Below are 25570 nucleotides of genomic sequence, written 5' to 3' on the forward strand. Positions count from 1 at the left end.
ATCTCAGGGAAGTATAAAGGAGAAAACAATGTCCAAAGAAAAGATTATAGGTATCGACTTAGGAACTACTAACTCGGTCGTTTCCGTAATGGAAGGTGGAGATCCGGTCGTTATTCAAAACTCTGAAGGAGCGAGAACGACTCCTTCTATCGTAGCATTCACGGCGAAGGGAGAAAATCTGGTCGGCCAGTTCGCTAAGAACCAAGCGATCACGAACGCCGTAAACACGATCCGTTCCGCAAAACGATTCATCGGACGCAGACTCAACGAGTGCGAATCCGAAATGAAACACGTTTCCTACAAAGTGGTTCGTTCCGGTAACGAAGGCGTTAAGTTCGAAACCTCCGCTGGAGAATTCACTCCTCAGGAAATTTCGGCGCGCGTTCTTATGAAGATGAAACAAACCGCGGAAGACTATCTCGGTCAAAAAGTGACCAAGGCGGTCATTACGGTTCCTGCATATTTCAATGACGAACAACGTCAAGCTACCAAGGACGCGGGAAGAATCGCGGGTCTTGAAGTGGAAAGGATCATCAACGAGCCAACCGCCGCCGCGCTTGCGTACGGTTTCGATAAGAAGAACATCAATTCCAAAATCGCGGTTTATGACCTCGGCGGCGGGACGTTCGATATTTCGATTCTCGAACTCGCAGACGGAGTTTTCGAAGTAAAATCCACGAACGGAGATACACATCTCGGCGGGGACGACTTCGATATGGCGATCATGGAATGGATGATCTCCGAGTTTAAAAATCAAACCGGCATCGACATCTCTGCGGATAAGAACACGGTTCAAAGATTGAAGGAAGCCGCTGAAAAAGCGAAGATCGAACTTTCGGGAACGATGTCCACTCAGATCAATCTTCCGTTCATCACCGCGGATGCATCCGGTCCGAAACACTTGGACATGACTCTTTCCAGAGCGAAGTTCGACCAACTTACTAAGAATCTCGTGGATCGTACAAGAATTCCATGTGAGAATGCGCTCCGTGATGCTGGACTCAAAGCTTCCGAAATCGACGAAGTGATCTTAGTCGGCGGTTCGATCCGTATTCCTGCGGTTCAAGAACTCGTAAAACAAATCTTCGGAAAAGAACCGAACAAATCCGTAAACCCGGACGAAGTGGTTGCGGTCGGTGCGGCGATTCAAGGTGGTGTGTTAGCCGGAGAAGTTTCCGATGTATTGCTTCTCGACGTAACTCCTCTTTCACTCGGTATCGAAACTCTCGGTGGAGTGATGACTAAGTTGATCGAAAGAAACACAACGATTCCTACAAAGAAATCGCAAGTGTTCTCGACTGCGGCGGACAATCAATCCGCGGTATCGATTCACGTTCTCCAAGGTGAAAGAGAAATGGCTTCCGCGAACAGAACGCTCGGCCGTTTTGATCTGATCGGAATTCCACCGGCACCAAGAGGAGTTCCTCAAGTTGAAGTGACCTTCGACATCGACGCGAACGGAATCGCACACGTTTCCGCAAAGGATCTTGGAACCGGTAAGGAACAAAAGATCAGAATCGAATCTTCATCCGGATTGTCCGAAGATGAAATTCAAAAGATGGTGAAGGATGCGGAAGCGCACGCGGCGGCTGATAAGGCTCAAAGAGAAGTGATCGAAGCTAAGAACGAGTTAGACACCATCGCTTACTCTCTTGAAAAAACCGTTAACGAAGCGGGAGATAAAATCGGAGAAAGCGAAAAACAACTCGCAACCGACGAAATCAAACGCGCGCGTGAAGCGATCGAAAGTAACGATAAAGCGAGAATCGAATCCGCAAAAGCTTCGATTTCTAAAATCGCTTCGGACATCGCTACTAAGATTTATTCGCAAGGAGCGCCGGGTGCGGAACAAGCTCCCGGATCCGCTGGTCAAGGACCGAGCGATCAGGGCAATTCCGCAGAGAACGGGGAAAAGGTCGTCGACGCGGATTATACCGTAGTGGATGATGAGAAAAAATAAGAAGCCGTTCCGCTTATCATCGAATTGATTCGAATATAAAGTTGGAATGAACCCCGCGTCGCGCAAAGCGCGACGCGGGGATTTTAGAAATCATTGAAAGCGCCGAACAAACCGAAACCTCGGATCGGATTCGACGCAACCTTGGAATTAAACAATGAGTGAAAGAAGTTACTATGATATTCTTGGAGTTTCCAAAAGCGCAAGCGATGAGGAAATCAAATCCGCCTATCGTAAGTTAGCGATCAAATATCATCCGGATAAGAATAAGGGCGATAAGGAATCCGAAGAAAAATTTAAAGAAGCGACCGAAGCATACGAAATCTTAAGAGACGCAAAAAAACGTCAGGCTTACGATCAATTCGGTAAAGCGGGTGTGGGTGCGGGAGCCGGAGGATACGGACAAGGCGCGTACACGGACTTCTCCGATATCTTCGGAGACTTCGGCGATATCTTTGGTGATTTCTTCGGCGGCGGAGGTCGAGGCGGTTTCAGCGGCGGAAGAAGATCGGGACCACAAAGAGGTTCGGACTTACGCTACAACTTGGAAGTTTCTTTAGAAGACGCCGCACTCGGAAGAGAATATAAAATCGAAATTCCCCGTTTGGAATCCTGCGGAGAATGTAACGGCTCCGGCGCGGCCAAAGGAAGTTCTCCCGTAACCTGTTCGGATTGTGGCGGTTCGGGACAAATAAGAAGAACACAAGGATTCTTTTCCGTAGCGACGACCTGCCCTACTTGTAGAGGAAAAGGAACCACCATTTCCAATCCGTGTAAATCCTGCGGTGGACAAGGCCTTCAGGAAAAACGCAGAACGATCAATATTAAAATTCCACCCGGAATCGAAACCGGTTCCAGACTTAAGGTTTCCGGAGAAGGTGAAGCGGGACCGAACGGCGGACCACACGGCGACTTGTATGTGGTGACACATATTAAGAAACATGAATTGTTCAGCCGAGAAGGAAACGATCTGATTCTTATTCGTAAGATCACGTTAGCTCAAGCGATTCTCGGCGCTGAAATCGAAGTACCGACCATCGACGGCAAAAAAGCAAAGATGAAAATTCCGGAAGGAACCGAATCGGGACAAGTGTTCCGATTGAAAGGTCACGGAATGCCGTATCTCGGAGCTTACGGAAAAGGAGATCAACACGTCGTAGTGAAGATCGAAATTCCGAAAAAGATAACCAGAAGACAGAAAGAACTGATAGAAGAATTCGCCAGAGAATCGGGTGAAAACATTCCCGGCTCCAAAGGCAAAATTTTTACTAAATAAGTAAAATCGCCAACGAGCTTCCAAGCTCGAAACAAAAAGGAAGTACAATGACAGAAAGAGTAAAACTCGGTGTGATCGGAACCGGACATATGGGACAATACCATGTGAACGTGGCAAAAACTCTGAACGACGCGAACTTGATCGGAATTTTCGACGCGGACGTTGAGAGAGCGAAACAAATGGCGGAAAAACACAAGACCTCCGCGTTTGCGACGATCGACGAGTTGATCTCGAAAGTGGACGCGCTTGTAATCGCCGTTCCCACTTTTCTACATCACGAAATCGCAAAGAAGGCCCTGCTCGCCAACAAACACGTGTTAGTGGAAAAACCGATCGCGGAAACCACGGAACAAGCGAAGGAATTGGTAAAACTCGCGGCGGATAAGAATCTTGTTCTTCTCGTGGGCCACGTGGAAAGATTCAACGGAGCCGTATTAGAATTAGGTAAAATAGTAAAGGACCCTTTACTGATCGAATCCCGTAGGCTCGCTCCTTTTAACCCGAGAATCAAAGACGTCGGAGTCGTTCTCGACATGATGATCCACGATATCGATATCGTTTTGAATCTGGTCAATTCTCCGGTTAAAAAAGTTTCCGCCTCCGGCGCAAAGGTGTTATCCGATCACGAAGATATTGCGAACGTTCTTCTCGAATTCGAAAACGGTTGCCTTGCGAGTATCACCGCTTCCAGAGCGACTCAGGCTAAGATCAGAACGTTGAACATCACTCAGAAAGACGTTTATATCATGCTCGATTTTACCGATCAGGAAATCGAACTTCACAGACAAGCGACGTCCGATATTCTTCTTTTATCCGAAGAGATTAAATATCGTCAGGAATCCATCGTGGAAAAAATCTTCGTTCACAAGGACAATCCTTTGAAACAAGAACACGAACATTTTATCCGTTGTATCAGAAAGGAAACCGAACCGATCGTAAATCGGAACTCGGACGTTTCCACGCTGGAAATCGCTTATCAAATTCTTTCCGAAATTCACGGAACGTCTAAAAAGTAATCCGGTCTAAATTGGTTGCGTATGGAAGAAACTTACAACGGTAAAATTCTAATCTCCAATTCTTCGATCGTTATGGATTATTTCAATCAGACGGTAATCCTAATGGTCGAACATGACAGTCAAGGCGCCTTCGGCTTGGTCTTGAATAAAAGGCAAGAGGCGTCTATCGGAGATGTAATTCAAGGAATTCCGGAACAAGTGAGTAAAACCCTTCCGATCTATTCCGGGGGTCCGGTCGATCCGACTTTCATTTCCGTTCTACACGAAGACGCTAAAATTTCTCAACCGGGCATCGAAGTGATTCCGGGTTTGTATCTCGCAAGAAGTTTCGATACTCTTTTGGAATTGTTGGAATCCTCTTCCAAGTTTCACGTCTATCAAGGTTATTCCGGTTGGGGCGCGGGTCAGTTAGAAACGGAGATGAACCGCAAGTCTTGGGTCGTTCACGAAGCGACGAAGGATTTCGTTCTCAATCAAGATCCGGAAACAACTTGGCAAGAAGCTCTCAAAAGCAAGGGCGGAATCTATAAGTATTTCGTGGAACACACGAAAGATCCGATGTTGAATTGATTTTGTTTTAGCCTTTACAGAGAAGTTCGAACTTTTAGGATCACAAAAACGAAGAGGTTCTTTCTTATGCGAAAGTTACAAGGTCTATTCTTTATTCTCAGCGTCTTAGTCTTCTTAGTTTCCATCGGCGATCTTTCTGCGGACGGTTGTTACATCTGCACTTCCGGTTCGACGGATATCTGCAGGGACTATTGTAGATTTACCGGTTCCGATACGTTTGATAATCGAAAAAAATGCCAGGACAAAGGTTGCAAAGTCGGCGGCACCGCTTCTTGCCCCAGCGCCTCCAATTACAAGGTTTGTTCCGCTAAGAATGGAACTTTCGGCGTCTCGGAACTTTTCGCGTCGACTTCCGCTTTAGCGCGTTAATTTTTTAGAATATTCTATTTTTTTAAAATACAAAAAAGAGCGTCGGGGCAACCGAGGCGAGGCGATTGGACGTTTTACCAAAACCGCAGCCGCGCCGCCTCTTTCCTTTTTTAATTCTTAAATCGCTTTCATAAAACTAACCGGCGGTTTTTTCCATTCTCCCCTTAGATTCAGATAATAAACCGAAGTGGTCGCGAGAATCGTAAAGATATAAGCGAGTAAATATTCGACGAAAGGATGAGAAGGTTGAATCTCCAAAACTTTTTGGCTGATCAATTCGTTCGCAACCCAAGCCAAGGACAAGGCTAATAAAAAGGAAAATGTTCCCAAAAGAATTCCTTCCCAAAGAAAAACCTTTTTCAAAAAACTCGAAGTCCCTCCGATGATTCTGAGTAAGGTCGTTTCTTCGATTCTTTCCTTACGACTCGAGTTGAGCGCGGTCAATACAAGCAGAAGAGAAGCTCCCAAAATCAACCAGGTCATCAATCGAATCGTGAAAGAAATTTTTTCCAAGATTCCCAAAAACGCGCGGACCGCTTTGTCCGTATCGATGATCGTTAGATTCGGATATTTGGAAACGAGATTCTTCTGAAGATCGTATCTCTTTTCTTCGGATTCGATTCTTAAAGAACTCAGATAATAACCCGGAGCCTTTTCCAAAATCCCTTTCGAAAACAAAACCACGAAGTTCGGTCTCATGTCCGCCCAGTTTACGGTTCTAAAATTGCGAATCACACCGGTGACTTCCACACCTCCGATGAGAAAGGTCAAACTATCTCCCAAGTTCACTTTTAGATGTGTTGAGAATTCTTTCTCGACCGAAATCTGATCCTCTTCTCCCTTTCTCCAAAAATCGCCGTTTACGACTTTTTCGGTCGGATAAGGATCGTTTCTGTAAGATAAAAAATATTCTCGGGTTCTGGCGGTGGATCTCCAATCGCGCTTTAATGCGGAGGATTCGGTTTCGTCCTTCTTCACGGTTTCTCCGTTGATCTTGGACAAACGAGCGCCTATGACCGGAGCGACGATCACTTTCTCCGCACCGAATTCTCGAGCGACCTCTTCGAAATGTTCCTTTTGTTCCGCGCGTATATCCATCACAAAAAGATTCGGTCTTCTTTCGGTGTCCTTTGCGCCGCTGTATTCCAAAAGACTTTCGCTTACGATCAAGGATAAAAGAAGAATGAAAAGCGAACTGGTCAATCCGATCACCGAAAGCGACAAGGTAGTTCCCGGTCTGTCGAATTTACCGATGATAAACCGAACAAAGGGAGAAAAATCGCCGCGATCCCGAAACCTGGAAATTAATATTCTGATTCCGGAATATACTAAAAATACGATCAACGGAAGAACAAGTAGAATCGAACAAAGAATCAATCCTTTCAACGCGCTTTCCGTTTCCCACCAAGCCAACGCAAAGAACAAAAGAAATAAGATCGTATAACCCGCGATCTGAGTGATTCTAAACTTGAGAATCCGATTCGTTTCTTCCTGAAATTCCTGTTTGAGCGCAAGAATCGGTTTTAACGTTCGGATCTCGACTAAGGATTCCACCGATGAGAAGAACGGAATTAAAATGCCGATCAAAAGTCCCCAGACTAAGGAAGTAAATCCGATCGTGGGTTGAAAACTGAGAATATCCTCTCCCGCAAGATCCGGAATCCATTTGAGTAAAACCGCGCCGAGTAAAATTCCTAAAATAGAACCGATCAAAGAAAAGAAAAACAATTCTCCCAAAACGACCAAACTTACGGCGCGAGGACTCGCTCCCAAACATTTTAATACGGCGAGCGCTCCCGACTTTTCCCGAATCCCCGCTCGGCTCGCGAGTAGAATCGAAATTCCTCCCAAAAAGAAAGCGGACAAACCGAGAAGGCTAAAAAAGTCCAACGTGTTCGTTAAAAATTTTCGAGAACCCGAATTGGTCTCGGTGGAATCGTAAAGAGTTAAGTCTTTTTGAATATACTCTTTGAAGTGAGTTTCCTTGTATTTACCCGCGACGGAAGGATCCTTGAGTTTGATCGGAACCAAATAACTGATGCGCGAACCTCTTTGTTCCAGCCCGGTCGACGCGAGAGAAGCCCCCGATATGATCGAAGTCGGAGCCATGGAAAGAAAACTTCCCGCGATTCCGGGTTCTTTTAAAACTTTTCCTTTTAGAATGAATTCTCTCTCACCGAGAGAAACGGAAGAACCGATCTTGAGTTTTAAATTCTTGATTAAACTTTCCTCAAGAAGAATCTCCCCTTCCTTTAACTTGCGATAAACTCCCGCCGGTTCCGTGACGATCTCACCGTAATATGGAAATTTTCCGGACATGGTTTTGATAAGAGAAAGAGTCGTTTCGTCGTTTTCCTTATTTCGGAGCATAGACGCAAACTGCACGAGTTCCGAGGTTTCCGAGCCTTTTGGAAGCGTGGTGGACATAAATTCTTTCTGCTCCGCGGTCAAAGGAGAAGCGGTTTGTACAAGCAGATCCGAGCCCATCAGATTGCGCGCTTCCTTGAGAATGGAGCGACTCAATTCTTCCCTGTACGCGTGAATCGCGGTTACGGAGCCGGTTCCGATCGCGATCGCCAAAACGATCTGCAAAGCGGAGCTCTTTCTGGATCGAAAGTCTCTTAAGACGGATTGAATCAATAATTTGAATTTCATTTTTTCTTCTTTGAGACCTTTTTCTTTGCGTTCGATCCTTTCACGGAACGAACGGACGTTTTGGAAGACGCGGAAGAAGTTTTTGGCGATCGCTTTTTACCGATTGTCTCTTTTATTATGCGACCATCACTCATTTCTAATACACGATCGGCGAGATCCGCAACCGAATGATCGTGAGTAACGACGATTAACGTGGAAGAAGTTTTCTGATTCAACTCGGCGAGAAGATTCATCACCATCTCTCCGTTCTTTTTATCCAAATTCGCGGTGGGTTCGTCCGCAAAAAGAATCTTAGGATTGTGAATGAAGGATCTTGCGATGGCGATACGTTGTTCTTCACCGCCTGAAAGTTGGCCCGGAAAATTCGAAGCTCTTTCTTTCATCGAAACTTTTTCCAACCAGGTCAAAGCACGATCCCTTATTTGCGTGGAATCCAATTTGGAATTCAACACAAGAGGTAAAGAGACATTTTCCAACGCGTTGAGAGACTTAATCAGTTGAAAATTTTGAAAGATGAATCCTATCTTCTCTCCTCTCAACTTTGCAAGCTCGTCTTCCTGCTTTTGTAGAAGAGGAATTCCGTCTAGAACGACTTCTCCGTCGTCCGGTCGATCCAAACCTGCTGAAATAGCCAGCAACGTGGACTTACCGGAACCGGAAGGACCGATGATTGCGATGAATTCTCCCTCTTTGATGGTAAAGGAGACGTCTTTTAACACTTCGAGTTTTTTTCCCGAAACTAAATAGGACTTATTGAGATTTTTTACTTGTAGCAAACGTAACACCTTTCCTTATCCGATTCAAAAAGAAATAAATTTCCAACGGATTGACTATCATACATTGGAAACTCGCTTTTAAAAAAGCATTCCACATAAAACAAAAGATCCGAATTTTTTTAAAAAAAATTCCATCTATTTCCGTTCGACTTCGGCTAATTTTTTTTGACTCTAAACTACCCGGTTTTTATAACGTAATCTCCGATCTGCCGGGAAGGGATGTTGTTGGATCACGTTTCTTTCCGGATTTATTGACACTCTGTAAATAAACAAATCAGCATGGATAAGTCTGGGAGCAAAATGCAGTTACTCGAAGAAAAACAAACAGAACCGAAAGGAAATCATCTCTTGACTTGCACCGGATGCAGATCAAAAGTCACGCAACTCTACCAATATGATCTTTGCAAAACTTGTTTGAGTAAAACATTTCAAAGATTGATCAAGGTAATCGACTCAGTAAGAAAGTAAGGATCCAAATGCAATATCCGTTTCAGGAAGTAGAATCTTTTTGGCAAAAATTCTGGGAAGAAAACAAAAGCTTTCAGACAAACATCCGGTCTTCTAAACCGAAATTCTACTGCCTGGATATGTTTCCTTATCCGTCCGGCGCCGGACTTCACGTAGGTCATCCGGAAGGTTATACTGCGACCGATATTCTTTCTCGCTTTAAAAGAATGAAAGGTTTCGAAGTCCTTCACCCGATGGGTTGGGACGCCTTCGGACTTCCTGCGGAGCGTTATGCGATGCAGACCGGAGTTCATCCCGCAATCACTACAAAAAATAATATAGATAACTTCCGTCGTCAGATTCAAATGATCGGCCTTTCTTACGATTGGTCCCGAGAGTTGTCCACGACCGACCCGGATTATTATAAATTCACGCAGTGGATCTTTCTCAAACTCTATCAATCCTGGTTCAATCCCGAGTCAAAAAAAGCGGAATCCATCGAAGCGCTTGTCGGAAGATTCTCGGAGAAAGGTTCGAATGGATTGGATTACAGACAATTCAGCGCTGGAGAATGGAAACAATTCTCCCTTGCGGATCAAGAGAAGATTCTTTCCGATTTCAGACTCGTTTATCAGGCCGAAATTCCCGTAAACTGGTGCGAAGCTCTTGGAACCGTTCTCGCCAACGAAGAAGTGGAAGAATGGGTGGACAAAGGTTACGAAGTCGTTCGTAAACCGATGCGTCAGTATATGATGAGAATCACCGCGTACGCGGATCGACTTCTTGAGGATTTAAAACTAGTCGAATGGCCCACATCCACTTTGGAGATGCAAAAGAATTGGATCGGCAAAAGCGAAGGACTCGAAATCACATTTCCGTTTAAAAAATCCCTTCCTAGCGGACTCGACGGAATCCGAATTTTTACAACAAGACCCGATACGATTTTCGGTGTGACTTATATGGTAGTCGCGCCCGAACATCCGATCGTTGCGGAGATCACAACTCCCGATCAAAAACAAAAGGTCGAAGAATACCAAAAGGCTTCTTCTTTAAAAAGTGATCTGGATCGCACCGAACTGAGTAAGGAAAAAACCGGAGTATTTACGGGAACTTACGTTCTCAATCCGGCAAATCCATCTCAAGAAATTCCGGTTTGGATCAGCGACTACGTGTTATACGGATACGGAACCGGAGCGATCATGGCGGTTCCCGCTCATGATCAACGCGACTATGAGTTCGCAAAAGAATTCGGATTAAAAATTCTTCCGGTGATCCAAGGTGAAATCACGGACGCGGCCTTCGATTCTAAAACATCCGTCTGCATCCATTCTTCTTCGTCTGAAATTTCGATCGATGGATTGGATTATTCTTCCGCTTCTTCCAAGATCATCACTTGGGCGGAAAACAAAAAGATCGGAAAGAAAAAGATTCAGTTCAAACTGAGGGATTGGCTTTTTGCGAGACAAAGATATTGGGGGGAACCGATTCCTCTCGTTCATTATCCTTCCGGAGTCACCAAACCGATTCCCGAATCCGAACTTCCATTAGAACTTCCTAATTTAGAAGAATTTAAACCTTCCGGTACGGGAGAATCCCCTCTCGCACTCGCCAAAGAATGGTTGAAATACAAGGACCCGGAAACCGGAGAAATAGGAACCAGAGAAACGAACACGATGCCTCAGTGGGCCGGTTCTTGTTGGTATTATCTGCGTTATATCGATCCGAAAAACGGAAAACTATTCTGTGATCCCGAACTGGAAAAGAAATGGATGCCGGTCGATCTTTACGTCGGCGGTTCCGAACACGCGGTGCTTCACCTTTTGTATTCCAGATTCTGGCATAAGTTTTTATACGATATCGGAGTCGTTTCCACCGTGGAACCTTTCGGAAAATTGATTCACCAAGGTTTGATCCTCGGAGAAGACAAACGTAAGATGTCCAAGTCCTTGGGCAACGTGGTAAACCCCGACGATGTCATCCAAGAATACGGAGCGGACAGTCTTCGACTTTTCGAAATGTTCATGGGACCGCTTGAAATGGTGAAACCTTGGAGCACGAGAGGTGTGGAAGGAGTATTCCGTTTTTTGAATCGAATCTGGAGACTTTTCCATACGGGCGAGGGAGAATCTTTCCGTCTCGACGACGTAGTTCCGACCTCGGAAGAATTGAAAATTCTTCACAAAACGATTCAGAAAGTATCCGAAGACATTCCGAACTTTTCGTTCAACACCGCAATTTCTCAACTGATGATCTTTGTGAACGAGTTCACACCGACCGATCGTAGACCGAAAGAGGTTTTGGAAGCGTTTATTCTTCTTTTGGCTCCGTTTGCGCCTCATCTCGCGGAAGAACTTTGGAAACGTTCCGGCAAAAACGGTTCTTTGACGTATGAAAAATTTCCGGAAGCGAATCCGCAATATCTCATCGAATCCGAGATTCTCATCGTGGTTCAGATAAACGGAAAACTGAGAGACGAGTTCAAGGCTCCGAAAGAAGTTTCCCAAGCCGATGCGATTGCAATGGCGAAGAATCTCGAGAAGATCAAGGGAATTTTAGATGGGAAGACGATCCGAAAGGAAATCTACGTTCCGGGAAAACTGGTCAATATCGTCATCGGTTGATTTTTTTTTGAGAATGTAGGAACTCCTATATTTAGGAACCAACCGCAGACTTTTCGGAAAATCGTTCTGAAGTAGTTCCTACAAAATTTGCTCCGACAAACAAGTTGCAAACCTCGCTCGCACAAACATTCCTTAAAATGTAGGATCTACCACATTTTAAGGAATGAACGACAAACGAATCTACTTCATAATTAAAAAAACGAGCAGACCAAGAACGATCACAACGCCCGCGACGATGATCATTCCCAAGGAACCGCCACCGGAAGAAGATTCCACCTTTGCGGAAGGAGCGGAACCGGAACTTTTACTCTTTACCTTTGCAAGTCGAACGGGACGTTCTTCAAAAGCCTGAAGTAAAACACCGGACGGACCTTTTGCAAAGATATGATATTCTCCTTTGCCGGCCGCAATGCCGATAAATTCTCCGATAACGTTCTTCGGATTTCCGGCTTCGTCAAAACCGCCGAGGGTTTTAGCCATCGCCTTCTCATCCATACTTCCGATCGGCAATTGAAAGAAAAGTTTGTCGCCTTCCGTAAGTTCGTCGAAGTCAACTCCACCGACGGGAGCCAAAACCGTTTTGGAAAGAATCACTCTTCCGAAAGGTTTACGGAATTGTTCGATCTGTCTTTGAACCGGAGTTTTTTCCTGAGTCTCCGGAATTTGACCGATGGAAGGTTCGTCCACGGGTCTGTTTACAGCGGGAATAATTCCTGAAAAAACGTTCTTCGCTCTGAACTTCAAGCTCGATATGTATTCCACATCGGCTTGAATCCGAACTATATTCACTTTTAATGATGTTTTGATTTGGTTCTCGAGAATGTTCACGAAACTGGCGGCGTCGTTTCTTTCCCAATTCGCATAAGAAGATTCTAATACTGCTTTCGTAAGTTTGGAATAAACGATTCTTCCGATGCTGTCCGAAAGACCGGGATCGAAAGGTTCCGATTTTGCCGCCTCGACCATGTCCAGGGCGAACGCCGCGGAATCTTCAAAACTTCTAATTTTACGGATCAAAGACGAATTCGAAAACAAGGAGAAGATTTCGATCACGTCGTTTTTATATTTACTCACGAGCGCAATAACGGCGCCGCTTCTATTTTCTATATCGATTCGGATTTTTAATAGGAAAGCGTCTCTGATCTTTCCTTGAATCAATTCTACTGCTTGCTCTTCCGTCAGCACAGATTCAAGCGCGAGATTCATAAGATTCGCTTGTTCCTGTAATTTATTGACTTGATTACTCGGTTCCATTCGTCCTCATTCTACACACTAGGGGCTAAATTCTGACCTTTCGCGAACTTCAGTCTCCTAGGAATGTAATCCTCTCTGAGTGGGATTTCGACTCTGGCAACAGTCTGCGAAATCCCTTTCCTACTGTAAATCGTAAACAAGTGTCTGTCAAATCCGCTCTGAGCGACCAGAATTTCGACCATCGTAATTCCGAGCCCCGCGCCTTCCGTGGAATCGCCGAACTTCATAAAGAACTCGAATAGATTGTCGAAGTCCCTTGAAATTCTAAACTTCTCCCGAACCCTTTTTTCTTCCTGATCCGTAAGTTGAAAATTATTCAAAATCTTCAAAATGATCCTATGTTCGTTGAAGAAGAAGGTGACTTTGATCGTTAAATCGTGTTCCTTCATTTTCTCTCTATAAAACGGGAACTTTTTGTCGCTTAAACTGCTGTGAAAGGATTCCATTCCCTGAGCGTAGTCGTCCAAGGATTCTATATTCAATTTTGATTCTTTAAAAAGAATCCGTTTGATTGCGGCTTTCGTCGCATTGACGATCAATTCTTTGGAAGAGGTATAAAGAAGTTCGGTAAGATCGAGTCGATCGTATCGGGTGAGAATCCCCTGAATGATGTATTTCAGTTTTTTCTCACCCTTAGGGGTTAAGACATATGTGATTAGGGAAATGGGAATTTCTCTTGAAATCGCAGAATCGACTTCCATTTGAAAGTCGGCTGATACGTCGTCAAAATCCCTCATGGATTAGAGATATGACGAAAAACTTCTCAGTTTCGACGAAAAAAAAATAATTAGGAAAAAAAGTCTTAAAAAAATTCTCAATTTCCTCTCGAAAAAGTTTATCCTAAGTGTAACAATTCCCGAATTAGACCTATCACTTTGTCCGCTTTCGGTTCGATTCTATGGATGGAATTTACGATTTTGGAATCCGATCCGGGAATTTTCCCGTCGTGGAACTGAAGTTTGAATTCGGTGAATTTCAATCCGTGGGCGGTCGAAATTACGACCACATTCTCCCCTTTTTTGATGGTTCCTTTGTGAATCAGCTTTTCCAAAGCCGCCAAAGCAACCCCTGTATGAGGATCGTTGTATAAACCGAATAAGTCCGATTTTGCGGCCGCGTTCGCCAACTCGGATTCGCTCGCTTGTTCGACGACGCCGCCGAATTTTTTGAGGGTTTTGATCGCCTTTTGAATCGAAACCGGGTTTCCGATTTGAATCGCGGACGCGAGCGTTGTCTTTGCGGCGATCGGTTCGAAACTTTCAAAATTCTTTAAGTAGGAAAGATAGAGCGGGTTCGCGTGTTCCGCTTGAGCCAAAACGATTCTCGGAAGTTTATCGATGAGACCAAGTGAAAGCATCATTTCGAATCCTGCTCCGAGCGCCGAAACGTTTCCGAGATTTCCTCCGGGAATCACGATCCAATCCGGAACCTTCCATTCTAACTGTTGTGTGATTTCAACGGAGATCGTTTTTTGTCCTTCGATCCGCAAAGAATTCATCGAGTTTGCAAGATAGATTCCCGCTTCTCGAGTCACTTCCTTTACGATCTGCATACAACCGTCGAAGTCCGTATCGAGTGCGATTACCTTAGCGCCGTTGGATACCGGTTGAATCAACTGAGCCTGAGATACTTTTCCCGCGGGTAAGAATATAATCGCCGGTATTCCCGCCTTAGCCGCGTAAGACGCAAGAGCCGCGGAAGTATCGCCCGAACTCGCGCAAGCAACCGCGTGAATCGGAACTCCCGATGCGATCATGTGTTTGACTTGAGATAATAAAACGGTCATTCCGAGATCTTTAAAAGATCCGGTGTGGGAGATCCCACATTGTTTTACGTAAAAGCTTCCGAGTCCTAAACTTTCGGTAAGTCGATCGGAGTTGAAAAGATGGGTTAGACCTTCTCCGGACGTTACGATATTCTTATCTTCGATATGAGGAAGAACCCATTCTCTTTTGTTCCAGATTCCGGATGAGTTCGGAAATTTGACGGAACGAAAACGAGAATCGAATTGATTCTTCCACTCTTGTCCCGATACGGTTTTTAACGCCTCTAAGTCGTGAGAAACCTGAAGAAGGCTTCCGCACTTTTTACATTCGTAGACGATCTCGTTGAGATCGTATCGAGTTTTACAAGAGTCGTTTATACATTCGAATTCTGCTTTGTATCGGGTAAGAGTGGAGACCATATTTTAGATAGAATTCAAAATGTCCTTTTTTTTGGTATCAAATTCTTCTTGAGTGATCAATCCGCCGTCGAGAAGGGTTTTCAACTTGGCGAGCCTGGCCGTCGCGTCTTCTCCGGCAGGTTTTGCTCCTGCTTGATTTTGTCCCATCATATTGGACATCATCCCGGCCATGTTCATTCCCATTCCGAGACCCATTCCCGCACTCATACCTTCTCCGGCGGAACCGCCAGGATTGTTGGCCGCGGCTTCTCCGATATCCAGCATTCTTTTTTGCTGATACATGTTCCCCATCGTTTCGATTTCGAATTTATCGGTGAGAACTTTCTGGATCTTTTGGAAGTTCGGATCGTTCTGATCGAAGTTGATCGACTGAATGAAAAAATCCAAAATATCAAGACCGTATTTTTGGAAATCCGGTTGAGTTTTTGTTTTTCCAGCCGCAGAAGCTTCTTCGAGGTGTTGAGAAATCTGAGTGATAGGAACCCCGTTTTTTAATACGACTTCGGAGATGAAATCACTGAGTCTCGTTACGACCATAGGCTTGAGAAGTTTATCCACTCCGTCGTGGTTGAATCTTTGTTGGGTTCCCACGACCGTGTTCACGAAAGACTTGGAGTCGATCACTTTAATATTATAATTTCCGAATGCTCTTAAACCGAGAGTGATATGATACTTCGGATCTTCGATTTGGATCGGAGCCGGAGTCCCCCAGGTCATGTTGATCACGGATTTGTTTACGTAAACGATCTCCGCGGTAAACGGGGTTTGTCCGCCGAACGGTAAGTTTACGAGTTTTTCCAAAATGGGGATGTTTCCCGTTTTGAGTGTATGAGTTCCCGGACCGAAAACGTCGAGAGCCTTTCCTTCCTTAAAGAAAACCGCTTCCTGACTTTCGTTTACGACGAGTTGACCGAAATGGCTGATATCGTTTCTTGGAAATTTCCAAACGATCTCGCCGGGTTGTCCCTCGTATTTTATCACATCAATCAATGCCATGGTATATTCCTTTAATCGTTTATTTAAAAAGTACGTTGCGTTTAAGACGCGAAAAGCGATCGGATTCTTTCAACGAGATAAGACCCGTTTTGGAATCTTAGAGTTTCGTGAACAATTCCTTTCTCGATCGAAACGCGTTCTCCAGCTCGTCCAAAGCGGAACGAATTTCGCCGATCACGTTTCGAACTTCCTGAACGGAAGAATCCGCGGTAACTTTGAGAGTTTGGATTTTGGATTCGATTTCTTCCACTTCTTTAAACAGAGAATGATCGAATTCCGCAAGTTTTTCCAATTCTTCTGCGGTCGCTTTGAACCCCGTAGCGAGCCCGGTCAAACCGTATCCCGCCGATTGAATCGTATTGGTAAGTTTATCGATCAACAAAACCGCGATCTCGCTACTTCCGATCAGATCGAGTTTTCTCGCCGATACGAAAGCCTCTTCCATTCTTCGAACGGGTTCCTTGAGTAAAGAAACCTTGGAAGCCAATTCTTTTCTCAACATGGAATCCGCGTTTTGAAATTCGTGATCCTTAAGAGCGCTCGAATACAGAGGAAGTTTTTCCATAAAACTTCGGATCTTTCCTCTTTCGGTTCGATAACGATCGATGAGAGATTTTACCGGCGATTGCGCAAGAAATTGACCGAGTAAATTTTGACCTGTTGAAGTTTCCTGTTGCATAACTTCAAGTTTTACACGATTCTCGGGACGGATCAATGAAAAAACGAAACGGATTGACCGCGAAAACAAATTCGATAAGCTGACCTCGACGCGAAATCACCCCGTTTTCAAATTCCACAACAACGATGATCCAAAAACTCAAAGCAATCCTCGATCCCGTTTTTAAAAATAAATACGCACTTCTTTTTGCGGCCTTTTTCTTTTCGTATTTTCTTTATCTGACGATTCCTCCGAAATATCTTCTTTCCGCCGATCACTACGAAAAATTCATTCTCGGAAAATCGATCTTTCTAAGCGGGTTCAGATCCTTGGACGTTTTTTATCCCGGTTTTGAATTCGATCCGGAACTGAAGTTCAGCCTTTTGAAGATGTCGATCGTCAACGGTCATAAGATCGTCGCGTTCCCGATTTCATTAGGAATCCTTTATGCGATCGCCTATCCATTCGGAGGTGCATACGGAATCTATTTCTTATCCGCGTTGCTTGTCGGTTTAGCGTTATTTTTAATCGGAAAAGAATTCAAAATCCCTTCCTGGCAGATTCTTTTGTTTTCGTTCTTATCTCCCGTAGTGATGAACGGATATCTGTTTATGGATGTCGGCGTGGGACTTTTTCTTTTTGTCTGCGGAATTTTTCTCTACCAGAGTTCTAAGGAGAATCGTTCCTTAGCGCGCGTTTTGTCTGCGGGAATTCTTCTTTCACTCAGCTATTGGTTTCGTTTGGAATATCTGATATTCATCGGTCTTTACTGGGCTTTTGAAAGTTATCTTCGTTTTCCTTTTTCCAAAGGAGATTCGGCCAAAAAAGAATTTTTTCTGACTTCGGGAATTTTGGTTTTGTTGTTCTTCGCGTATTGTGGATTCAATCAATTCTTCTTTCATTCTCCGCTCGGACCAAGATACAACGCGAACTACGAGTCCGGGGGCGGATCCAATCTATTTAAGAATTTTATAAATCTCTTATTTTACGGAAATCTTAAGCTCGGCCTTTTCGGATACGCGCCCTTTTTGTTCGTGGGGCTTTTGTCCTTTCTGTTTCCGTTTGTAAAGAACTGGAAAAGTCTTTCCGAAAAGGAAAAACCTCTTTTGATTTCTTCCGTGTTCGGAATTCTCGTCGCGGCGAGCGTTGCACCGAACGACGGCGGTGCGGAATTCGGTTCCCGTTATTTAACTCCGGGTCTTCCGGGTTTGTTTCTTCTCGCATCCAGAATGTTCGGCTTTCTGCAAACGCAAAAGATTTTTTGGAGAATCGCGTTCTACATTTTTCTTGCTGTTTCCGTGTTTCCGACTTGGATCTATTACAAAACCACCAAAGGTTTTGCAAAGAACACAAAAGGAGTTCAGGAATTCATTCTCAAGGAACCGGAGCATACTCTTTTGATTTTTCAAAACGGTTTGATCGGTGGAATGGCAAGCGAGGGTCTTTATTTTAAAGGAAGAGTTTTTCAGGCCGTCGGAGTTCCCGAACTTGTGGATCTTCTTCAAAAATTCTCCGTTTCCAAAAATACGGATACGATCCCTTTTGAATACTTCGCTTATTCGAAAGAATATACGGATGGAATGAAGGATCTGAAATACGATCAGAACACAAAGGAAGGAATGATCGGCTACTTGAGTCAATTCGATTCAGAAGCGATCTCCGGACTTCGTTCGATCGAGATCGTGGACAAAAAGAAGCTCGGAAGTATCGAAATCATCTACGGAATTTACGACAGACGCAAATAAAAACGGCAAATACTTTCGATCGGCAACTCGAAACAAATGAGAACATTATGAAATACGCAAACGATACCTATGATAAAATTTTAAAGTTTTCCTCCGTTCCATCGTTTAAGATCGTCGCGTTTTTGATCGCGATCGTTGTTTCTATTTTCGCCGCGTATTATACAAAACCGGATTCTTCCTTTGCCGCGGATAGTTTAATGAAGGTGCTTCAAACCAAAGGTTGGATCGTAAACGACTTTCGATCCCAGGAAATTTTCTATTTAGGCAAACGAATCGATTCCGAGTTTTCATTTTTTCCGATCGAAACGTTCACCACGGATCATGGAGAAAAAATCGGTCCGTTCCCGATCGCTAATACGTTGATTACGAGCCCTTTCGTTTTATGGAATCATCCGGGTTGGCTGATTTACTTTTGCGCTTTGTTGTTTTGTGTTTATCTAACGTTACTCTATACGATGACAAAACGTCTTTTGATTCCGTTGGTAGCCGCAATTGCAACTCCCCTTTTTCATCATTTCATTTCGTTCTCGGACGTTTCCGTCGCGGCAATCCTGGTTCTTCTCGGTGTTTTGATTCTCCGAAACGAACAAAAACTTTTTGCCGGCTATCATTCCGCTCCGATGTTTCTTTCCGGAGCACTGTTCGGTCTCGGATGTTGGTATAGACCCGAGGTTCTGATCTTAACGGCCTGTATCGTTTTCTCATCGACGCTTATCAAAACCGTTTCAAAGGAATCTTCCTTTTCCGAAGACTGGAAAAACATTCTTTCCTTTTCGATCGGATTCGTTTTAATTTTTAGTACATTTGTACTTTATAATTATCTAAACTATCATTCTTTCTTAGGCCCGAGGGTCGCTTCGAATCGAACGATCGCGGTTTTCGATCTTGCCGCTAAAATTTCGAGCGTAAAAAGCCTTCTTTTAGCGGGAAACGGCCGTCTCGGACTTTTAGGATATTCTCCTTGGTATCTTTTCATCGTTTTATTCGGCATTTGGAAATGGAAAAATTCCGGCGAAAGCGTCCGCACCTGGATTCTAACCTTCGGCTTGAATTTAATTTTAGTCGGAATTCTAACCCCGAACGATTCGAATATAGACTGGGGTTCCCGTTATTTGACTTGCAGTGTGTTCATCCCTCTTTTATTGTTAAGCGAAATCAAACTCAAAGAAACACAGAGTGAACTTTATAAATATATAATATTACTAGTGTTCGGAATTTTGATCGTTTATTCGGCGAGCGTAAATCTGAAAGTGATCAAACTGATGAGAAAGATTTCGATCCAACTCGCGCAGATTCAGTCTGAAATTCCCTGGGATTCATCCAAGGTTTTTATCACTCAAAAGATCCACGTCGCGAATACGTTCGGACTCAATTATCTTTCCCAGAAGATTCTTTTGATCAAAGGCCAAGACGATTTGGATCAAATTCTTAGATCGTATCCGAACGAGAAGATTGTTCTTATCGAAGAGCCCTTCGACAATACACTATCCGATTTTGTGAAAACGAAGTTTTCAAATTCTTTTAAAACCGAGAATGTTTCGAAACCCGGCGGGTTATTGCATATAACCGAAGTTAAACGATAATCAATCTCTTCTGAGACGATTTTTCAGACTTAAGAACGGATATTCCACGAGGAAGTAGGATAAAAGCGCGAAGATCGTTGCATATACGAAACCGATCGACAACATTTTGGTGAATTCTCCCCAAGACACTACGTCCGTTCTCGTTTTGAGCGGGATGCTCGCGAAAAAGATCGCGACCAAATGCCAAAGATACATTCCGTAACTTACGCGTGCGAGCGGCGCGAAAATTCTCAGGCTCAAAAACTTTCCGATCCAGGAAAAGTTATGTATGCTCGCAAGCATGACTAACGCGTATCCCATGTTGGAAAAATTAAATCGAAATACGGTATAATAAACCGAAAAATGATACGGAACAAAACTCGCGATTCCCAAACAGATCAATCCGGGAATCAAAAAGAAATATTCGCGGGTTCGATTGTGATTTTGAGGGACAAGATTCCAATTCTTATAAAGTTCGAACGCGAGAATTCCAACAACGATGGAATCGAATCGAGTGTGCGCGGGACGATGAAACAAAGTATCGAATATCTTATACGGATGATCGCCCGCGTTGTGCGCGTAAATAAAATATCGAATGACCGCCGCGGAACAATACAAAGCCACGATGAAAATCAAACGAGAATTCTTCTGAAGTCTGAATAAAATCAGATAACAAATCAAAGGAAACACGAGATAAAACTGTTCTTCCAATGACAAGGACCAAGTGTGAAAGTGAAGAGACTCCACGTAATTGGAAACGTAAAGTGCGTCGAAGATCCAACGATCGATCGCTTGAGCGAACAAAGGCATACTCGCCTGCACCGCGGGATCCGTGGAAAGACTCATCGCTTTGAGTTGCATCTTAGCGATCCACAAGGTGATAAAAACGAGAGCGTAGTAAGCCGGAAAAATTCTCAAACTTCTTCCGATGTAAAAGTCTTTAAAGTCCACCGTTTTGGTTTTTTCCCAATGACGATAAAGAACTCCGTAAATTAAAAAACCGCTCAAAACGAAAAACAAATCCACCGCGGAAGTGAGATTGCTTAAGAATATATGAAGCGCTTGAAAATCCTGAGGGACCTTGGTCATAAGACCATCATAGAAATGGAATATAAAGATGATAAGCATCGAAATGGCTCTGAGTCCGTTTAAAGAATCTTTTTCAAAGGGACGTTTTTCAAACAGGGATATGAAAGCCGATTTCATGCCGGTATAATGCCTCTAAACCAATGATTCGTCATGAAAAACGACGCATTAAAGACTGTAAATCACTTTGCCCTAAGAGCCTTTTTCGATTTGCCACTCTAAAGAAGAGGCAAAATATTGTCTTACGTTCTTATGAAAGACCACGAACTGAAAGAGAAGATAAGAAAGTATCTTCGTACGATCCTTCCCGTCTTTCTTTCCTTATTCACGATTCTTTTGATGAGAATCTTTCTGTTTCAAATCTACTTCATCTCCGGTTATTCCATGGCTCCTTCTTATAAAGAAGGAGATTTAATTTTGGTCACGAAGCTCGGATTCCCCGCACGCATCGGCCAATGGGAAATTTCTTTCATAGAAGGCTCTGTCAATCGTTTCGACGTTCTCGTCTTGGACGGCCTCGAAGAAGAACTGAGTTTAAAAAGAGTCGTCGGTCTTCCGGGCGACTACTTTCGATTTGAAAACGATCGAATTCTCATCAACGACGGACCTCTTCAAGAAACGTTTTTGAAACCCGGTTTTAAAACGATCGCGCCGTCGTTGTCCATGATTCCCATGACCGCCGTTAAGGGAAACGTTCCGATCGGCGACGCGGGAAGAATTCCTCCGGGTTACTTTTTAGTTTTGGGAGATAACCGAGAAAATTCCACGGACTCGAGAAACTACGGGTTGGTTCCGTTTCAAAAACTAAGAGGTAAGGTTTGGTTGTTTCTTTAACAATGAATACGTATCGTATTTAAAAGATGGACTCCGTTTAATTATGAATCTAAAAAATTATTTCCTATCGATCTTCTTAAAAAAAGACAACGAGTACGAAAACTTAAACGGAATCCGAGCCTTATCGATTTTATCGGTCGTAATGTTTCACGGTTGGGTCACCGCGAAGACGATTCTCCCGGACCATTCCGATCCTTTGAGTTTATTTTTAGGTTCTCTTTCATCGGGTGTTGATTTTTTCTTTTTACTCAGCGGCTTTTTGATCTACGGAGGATTGTTCCGCGAACACGAAAGAACCGGAAAAATCAAGATCAAAGAATTCTTTATAAAACGTTCCTTGAGAATCTTCCCGGCGTTCTACACCGCCTTAGCGATTCTTTATTACAGCAAATATAAACTATTGGTGAAATTCGAATCCGTCACAATCACACATCCGCAACTTCTTGCCATCGTTGCGGATTTAAAACTCCGCATGAGTAACGTTTGGGTCGACGTTTTTTATCTTTCGGATATCATCATTCCGAATACTCTTTATAACGGAGGTTGGTCCCTTTCCATCGAGGAACATTTTTATCTCATTCTTCCTTTTTTCTGTATATTATTTTTATTTAAAGTGGGTTTGAGAATACGGTTCGTCTTTTATTTTCTCGGGTTTTTAACCGCCCTTTTGGTGAGAATGAAAATCGCGATTCCGAACGCGAACTTGGACGCCGCTTATCTTTTTTATGCAAGGTTTGATTCCATTCTCGCAGGGATGTTGGTTTACGAAATTTTTCATCACTTTCCGATGACCCCCGAAAAAGCAGAAAATAATAAGATCAAACATACAATCATTCTAATATTCGGATTTTTGATCGTAATTGGAGCGCATCAGATCGACCCGGGAACATCGTGGGCTTTGGTTTTTCGTCCGATCGCACTTTCTTTCGGCTTCGGAATTCTGATGTATTTTTCTTTCTATCCTGGATTTCTAAAAAGATTCTTCAGTCTTTCCGTCTTTCGACCGTTCGCGCGTCTTGGTTATACGGGCTATCTCTGGCATATCTTTGCGATTCCGATCGCGGCGAAAAAAATCATTCCGATGATTCAAACAACGCCTACGGTGTGGATGTTTTTGTTAAGCAGTTTGTATCTGGTTGCGGTTACGTTTCTGATCTCTTGGTTCTTTTTTCTTTTGATCGAACAACCCTTTCTAATGTTAAAGGACAAACTTACCGGGGTTCAAAGTAAGATTTCTTAAAGCCGGTCGTCCGGTTCCTTGAACAAAAGAGCGTCGTCGAAGTCCGAACCTCTATGAGGAAAAGCCTGTTCGTAAAAAAGAGCCGCGAATAATTCGAAGTCTTCGTCGGTCGCGAGAGATTTTTCTTCCCAATATTCGTTTCTTCTTTTGATCAAAACGGAAATGGTTTCGTCCTCAAGGGAGAATTCTTCCCCCGCTTCGTTCAATTTTCGAATCAGCCAGTTGAGATTGTAAATCGTATAAGGGCCCAAAAATTCCAACGTCGCAACGGTCGGCTCGCGTTTCATCAACGCCTCCGTGTGAAACAACGGAATTCTCAAATCATAAGCGTCTTGAGTTTTTAAATACTGTTTGTAGTTCGCGGAGATCGATTCCAAAAAAGAATACGTGTTCAGATAACTGTTTCGAATCAGACTTTCCTTTTCCGGATGACGAAACATCACGTCGAGTACGTCGATAAATTCTCCCTTGGAAATCGCCTCTCTTAAGATTTCGTCTTCGGGCGCGGGTTTTGGAATCGGATCGATGAGTTTTACGAAAAGATATTTTACTTCGTACGCGAATCTGGATTCTCGAGGAATATAATATTCGATCCAGATCGGTTCCTTATAATATTGAATGAGTTCTTTTTTCGGAAGATCGGGAGTTACGTTCAGCGACTTTAATTTCTTAACGTCGTCCGTGATTACCTTTTTTCCCTCAACCCTCGTTCTGGATTTTTTAATCTGCCGTAGTTCCGACTTATTGAGTAAGGGTTTTGGTTTGAACGGCTCCATACTATAAATATCGGTTTGGGGAGAATCGAATCTAAAACCGCGTTTGCGAGAAAACTTAAGGCCCGGTCGCAACACAACGAGTGTATGCGGTTCCACCTTTCGTATAATTCATCACGATGTTGCCCGAACCGAATTGAATCACCCATGCGTCGGTCGGATTCGTATAAGTCGTCGAAGTCCAATAGTTCGAAGACATCGTATTGGGAAAATAAGACGTATTGACCGCCGGATTGGCAAGACTCAAATCCGTTAGACTTCTTAACTCGTTCACAGATGGAAGTCTCCAAACTCTTCCACCAAGACTCAATGAGTTACAAGCAAGAAGTGCGTTCGTCCAGTTTAAGGAAGTCGCCGTTCCCGTGCACGCAGAACCCGAAAGTCCCGCGCTACACTGCGCCCAGATCAAACCGGTGTTCACGTCGGTCACTGTGGAATCCCCGTTGTCTTTCAACAATACGGAAGGTAACGTAGGACCGGAAACACAACGCACGTTATTCGTGTTTGTCTGAATCGTTTCACCGATGATTCCATCCGTGAATGAAACATACCAACGATCCGTCGCCGAAGTCGGAACGTAAATCGTGGACGTCCAATGACCCGATCCGTTCGTATTCGGAAAATAGGAAGAATAGGAAGAATAGGTCGCGGGAGAAGTTCCATCGTAGTTCAACATGGCGGCCAATTCTTTTGCGGAAGCGAGTCTCCAATCGGTTCTTCCCGCATAACCGGAGTTAAGCGCACTACACGCCGTATTCGACCCGGCCCAATCGAGGTTACTCCAAGTTCCCGTACAAGTCGCTCCGGTGGTTCCTTCCGAACAACTTTTCCAAATCAAACCCGAAAGATTATCCGTGGTTGTGTAATCGGTTCCGGACACATTCGTCGGTCCCGTAAAACTCGGAAGAGTTCCGTTCTTCAATTCTCCATCGTGTTTCGTTCCCGTGCAGGAAACCAAAGCCCCGCTTCCATCCCAACAAGATGTTTGTCCCGTTTTTAAAGGAGCGATTCCGTATAAGATCAGTTCCAGAGAATAAGAAACACCTCCAGAAGTATTGAACGCCTTCACCTGATAAATCGTATCCACTCCTCCGTATCCGATGTAAGAACCAGAGATCACACCGGTTCTCGGATCCAAGACGACTCCGCTCGGTAAGGCAGGGCTGATCGAAAACGTAAGTCCACCACCCGCGACATTAGGCGTTAAACTGATCGGAGTTCCGTTTGCAAAAACCGCAGTGGGATAACTTAAGGATTGAGGAGCCGGACCACAAAAAGGAATGAGATTGGAAGAACCCGCGCTTAAAAAGAACGTTTCCCAATAGGATTTGGATTCGGGATTGCAGGCGTTGTCCACGGACTTTTGATTGCAATTCGAAAGAATCAAAAACGAAAGAATAGAAAATAGAACGGCAAAAGAAAGGGATCGGAAAGAAATTTTTGTTCGCATTAAGATCGGGGTCCTAGGACGAATTCGCCCTTAGAATCAATGGATGTAAAAAAATCCAATTTTACAATCAATATCGGCGGAATCCCTTTCCGATTTTGGA

Annotated in this window: 20 protein-coding genes; 10 read left to right on the top strand and 10 right to left on the bottom strand. The window is 44.0% G+C overall.

Features of this window, described 5'->3' with window-relative positions:
- The first annotated feature begins 28 nt into the window (after positions 1-28).
- The 5 genes from dnaK (at position 29) to CH367_RS11875 (ending at position 5188) form a co-directional block, all read left to right on the top strand.
- Positions 29-1960, top strand: a complete 1932-nt coding sequence (gene dnaK / locus CH367_RS11855) for a molecular chaperone DnaK (RefSeq protein ID WP_100762729.1) — start codon at positions 29-31, stop codon at positions 1958-1960.
- A 154-nt stretch (positions 1961-2114) separates the two neighbouring features.
- Positions 2115-3233, top strand: a complete 1119-nt coding sequence (dnaJ, locus tag CH367_RS11860; protein WP_100762730.1) for a molecular chaperone DnaJ — start codon at positions 2115-2117, stop codon at positions 3231-3233.
- A gap of 47 nt (positions 3234-3280) precedes the next feature.
- Complete coding sequence (locus CH367_RS11865) at positions 3281-4249, top strand: Gfo/Idh/MocA family protein (RefSeq protein WP_100762731.1); 969 nt, start codon at positions 3281-3283, stop codon at positions 4247-4249.
- 21 nt (positions 4250-4270) lie between these two features.
- Positions 4271-4819 (top strand): YqgE/AlgH family protein, encoded by a 549-nt coding sequence (locus tag CH367_RS11870; protein WP_100762732.1) that lies wholly within the window; start codon positions 4271-4273, stop codon positions 4817-4819.
- Between the two features lie 66 nt (positions 4820-4885).
- Positions 4886-5188, top strand: coding sequence for a hypothetical protein (locus CH367_RS11875; protein ID WP_100762733.1), 303 nt, complete (start codon positions 4886-4888; stop codon positions 5186-5188).
- 117 nt (positions 5189-5305) lie between these two features.
- Here the strand turns inward: CH367_RS11875 and CH367_RS11880 are convergent, their stop codons facing one another.
- Both CH367_RS11880 and CH367_RS11885 read right to left on the bottom strand, forming a co-directional pair.
- The gene (locus CH367_RS11880; protein ID WP_100762734.1) at positions 5306-7843 is read right to left on the bottom strand and encodes an ABC transporter permease; all 2538 of its coding nucleotides are present in this window, start codon (positions 7841-7843) and stop codon (positions 5306-5308) included.
- Positions 7840-8619 (bottom strand): ABC transporter ATP-binding protein, encoded by a 780-nt coding sequence (locus CH367_RS11885; protein ID WP_100762735.1) that lies wholly within the window; start codon positions 8617-8619, stop codon positions 7840-7842. The genes CH367_RS11880 and CH367_RS11885 overlap by 4 nt, the downstream gene beginning before the upstream one ends.
- A 476-nt stretch (positions 8620-9095) precedes the next feature.
- Between CH367_RS11885 and leuS the strand changes: the two genes are divergently transcribed.
- On the top strand, positions 9096-11687 hold the full coding sequence (gene leuS, locus CH367_RS11890; RefSeq protein WP_100762736.1) for a leucine--tRNA ligase: 2592 nt from the start codon (positions 9096-9098) through the stop codon (positions 11685-11687).
- A gap of 180 nt (positions 11688-11867) precedes the next feature.
- Here leuS and CH367_RS11895 read toward each other — a convergent pair whose 3' ends face one another.
- The 5 genes from CH367_RS11895 to CH367_RS11915 form a co-directional block, all read right to left on the bottom strand.
- Positions 11868-12941, bottom strand: a complete 1074-nt coding sequence (locus tag CH367_RS11895) for an LIC10486 family protein (RefSeq protein ID WP_100762737.1) — start codon at positions 12939-12941, stop codon at positions 11868-11870.
- A gap of 11 nt (positions 12942-12952) precedes the next feature.
- On the bottom strand, positions 12953-13678 hold the full coding sequence (locus tag CH367_RS11900; protein WP_100762738.1) for a hypothetical protein: 726 nt from the start codon (positions 13676-13678) through the stop codon (positions 12953-12955).
- Between the two features lie 98 nt (positions 13679-13776).
- Positions 13777-15126, bottom strand: coding sequence for a threonine synthase (gene thrC, locus CH367_RS11905; protein ID WP_100762739.1), 1350 nt, complete (start codon positions 15124-15126; stop codon positions 13777-13779).
- Between the two features lie 3 nt (positions 15127-15129).
- Complete coding sequence (locus CH367_RS11910) at positions 15130-16122, bottom strand: SPFH domain-containing protein (RefSeq protein WP_100762740.1); 993 nt, start codon at positions 16120-16122, stop codon at positions 15130-15132.
- Between the two features lie 97 nt (positions 16123-16219).
- A complete protein-coding gene (locus CH367_RS11915) occupies positions 16220-16801 on the bottom strand; it encodes an LIMLP_15305 family protein (protein ID WP_100762741.1) in 582 nt (193 codons plus the stop codon).
- A 125-nt stretch (positions 16802-16926) separates the two neighbouring features.
- On the opposite strand from CH367_RS11915, the gene CH367_RS11920 reads away from it, so the two are divergent.
- Both CH367_RS11920 and CH367_RS11925 read left to right on the top strand, forming a co-directional pair.
- Positions 16927-18525, top strand: a complete 1599-nt coding sequence (locus CH367_RS11920; protein ID WP_100762742.1) for an LA_3751/LA_3752 family putative glycosyltransferase — start codon at positions 16927-16929, stop codon at positions 18523-18525.
- A gap of 47 nt (positions 18526-18572) precedes the next feature.
- The gene (locus tag CH367_RS11925; RefSeq protein ID WP_100762743.1) at positions 18573-20108 is read left to right on the top strand and encodes an LA_3751/LA_3752 family putative glycosyltransferase; all 1536 of its coding nucleotides are present in this window, start codon (positions 18573-18575) and stop codon (positions 20106-20108) included.
- Here the strand turns inward: CH367_RS11925 and CH367_RS11930 are convergent, their stop codons facing one another.
- Positions 20109-21293 carry an acyltransferase family protein gene (locus CH367_RS11930; RefSeq protein ID WP_100762744.1) on the bottom strand — a complete coding sequence of 395 codons (1185 nt, stop codon included), beginning with the start codon at positions 21291-21293 and terminating at the stop codon, positions 20109-20111. It abuts the gene before it with no gap.
- Between the two features lie 117 nt (positions 21294-21410).
- Here CH367_RS11930 and lepB point away from each other — a divergent pair, with 117 nt between their 5' ends.
- The gene (gene lepB / locus CH367_RS11935; protein WP_100762745.1) at positions 21411-22007 is read left to right on the top strand and encodes a signal peptidase I; all 597 of its coding nucleotides are present in this window, start codon (positions 21411-21413) and stop codon (positions 22005-22007) included.
- Between the two features lie 43 nt (positions 22008-22050).
- Complete coding sequence (locus CH367_RS11940; RefSeq protein ID WP_100762746.1) at positions 22051-23247, top strand: acyltransferase family protein; 1197 nt, start codon at positions 22051-22053, stop codon at positions 23245-23247.
- On the opposite strand, the gene CH367_RS11945 is transcribed toward CH367_RS11940, so the two are convergent.
- Both CH367_RS11945 and CH367_RS11950 read right to left on the bottom strand, forming a co-directional pair.
- The gene (locus CH367_RS11945) at positions 23244-24023 is read right to left on the bottom strand and encodes a hypothetical protein (RefSeq protein WP_100762747.1); all 780 of its coding nucleotides are present in this window, start codon (positions 24021-24023) and stop codon (positions 23244-23246) included. The two genes, CH367_RS11940 and CH367_RS11945, sit on opposite strands and share 4 nt — an antisense overlap.
- Positions 24024-24078: 55 nt before the next feature.
- Positions 24079-25470: an Lcl C-terminal domain-containing protein gene (locus CH367_RS11950; RefSeq protein ID WP_100762748.1), complete on the bottom strand. Its 1392-nt coding sequence runs from the start codon at positions 25468-25470 to the stop codon at positions 24079-24081.
- Between the last annotated feature and the right edge of the window lie 100 nt (positions 25471-25570).

This window comes from Leptospira barantonii (assembly GCF_002811925.1).
Classification (GTDB): Bacteria; Spirochaetota; Leptospiria; order Leptospirales; family Leptospiraceae; genus Leptospira; species Leptospira barantonii.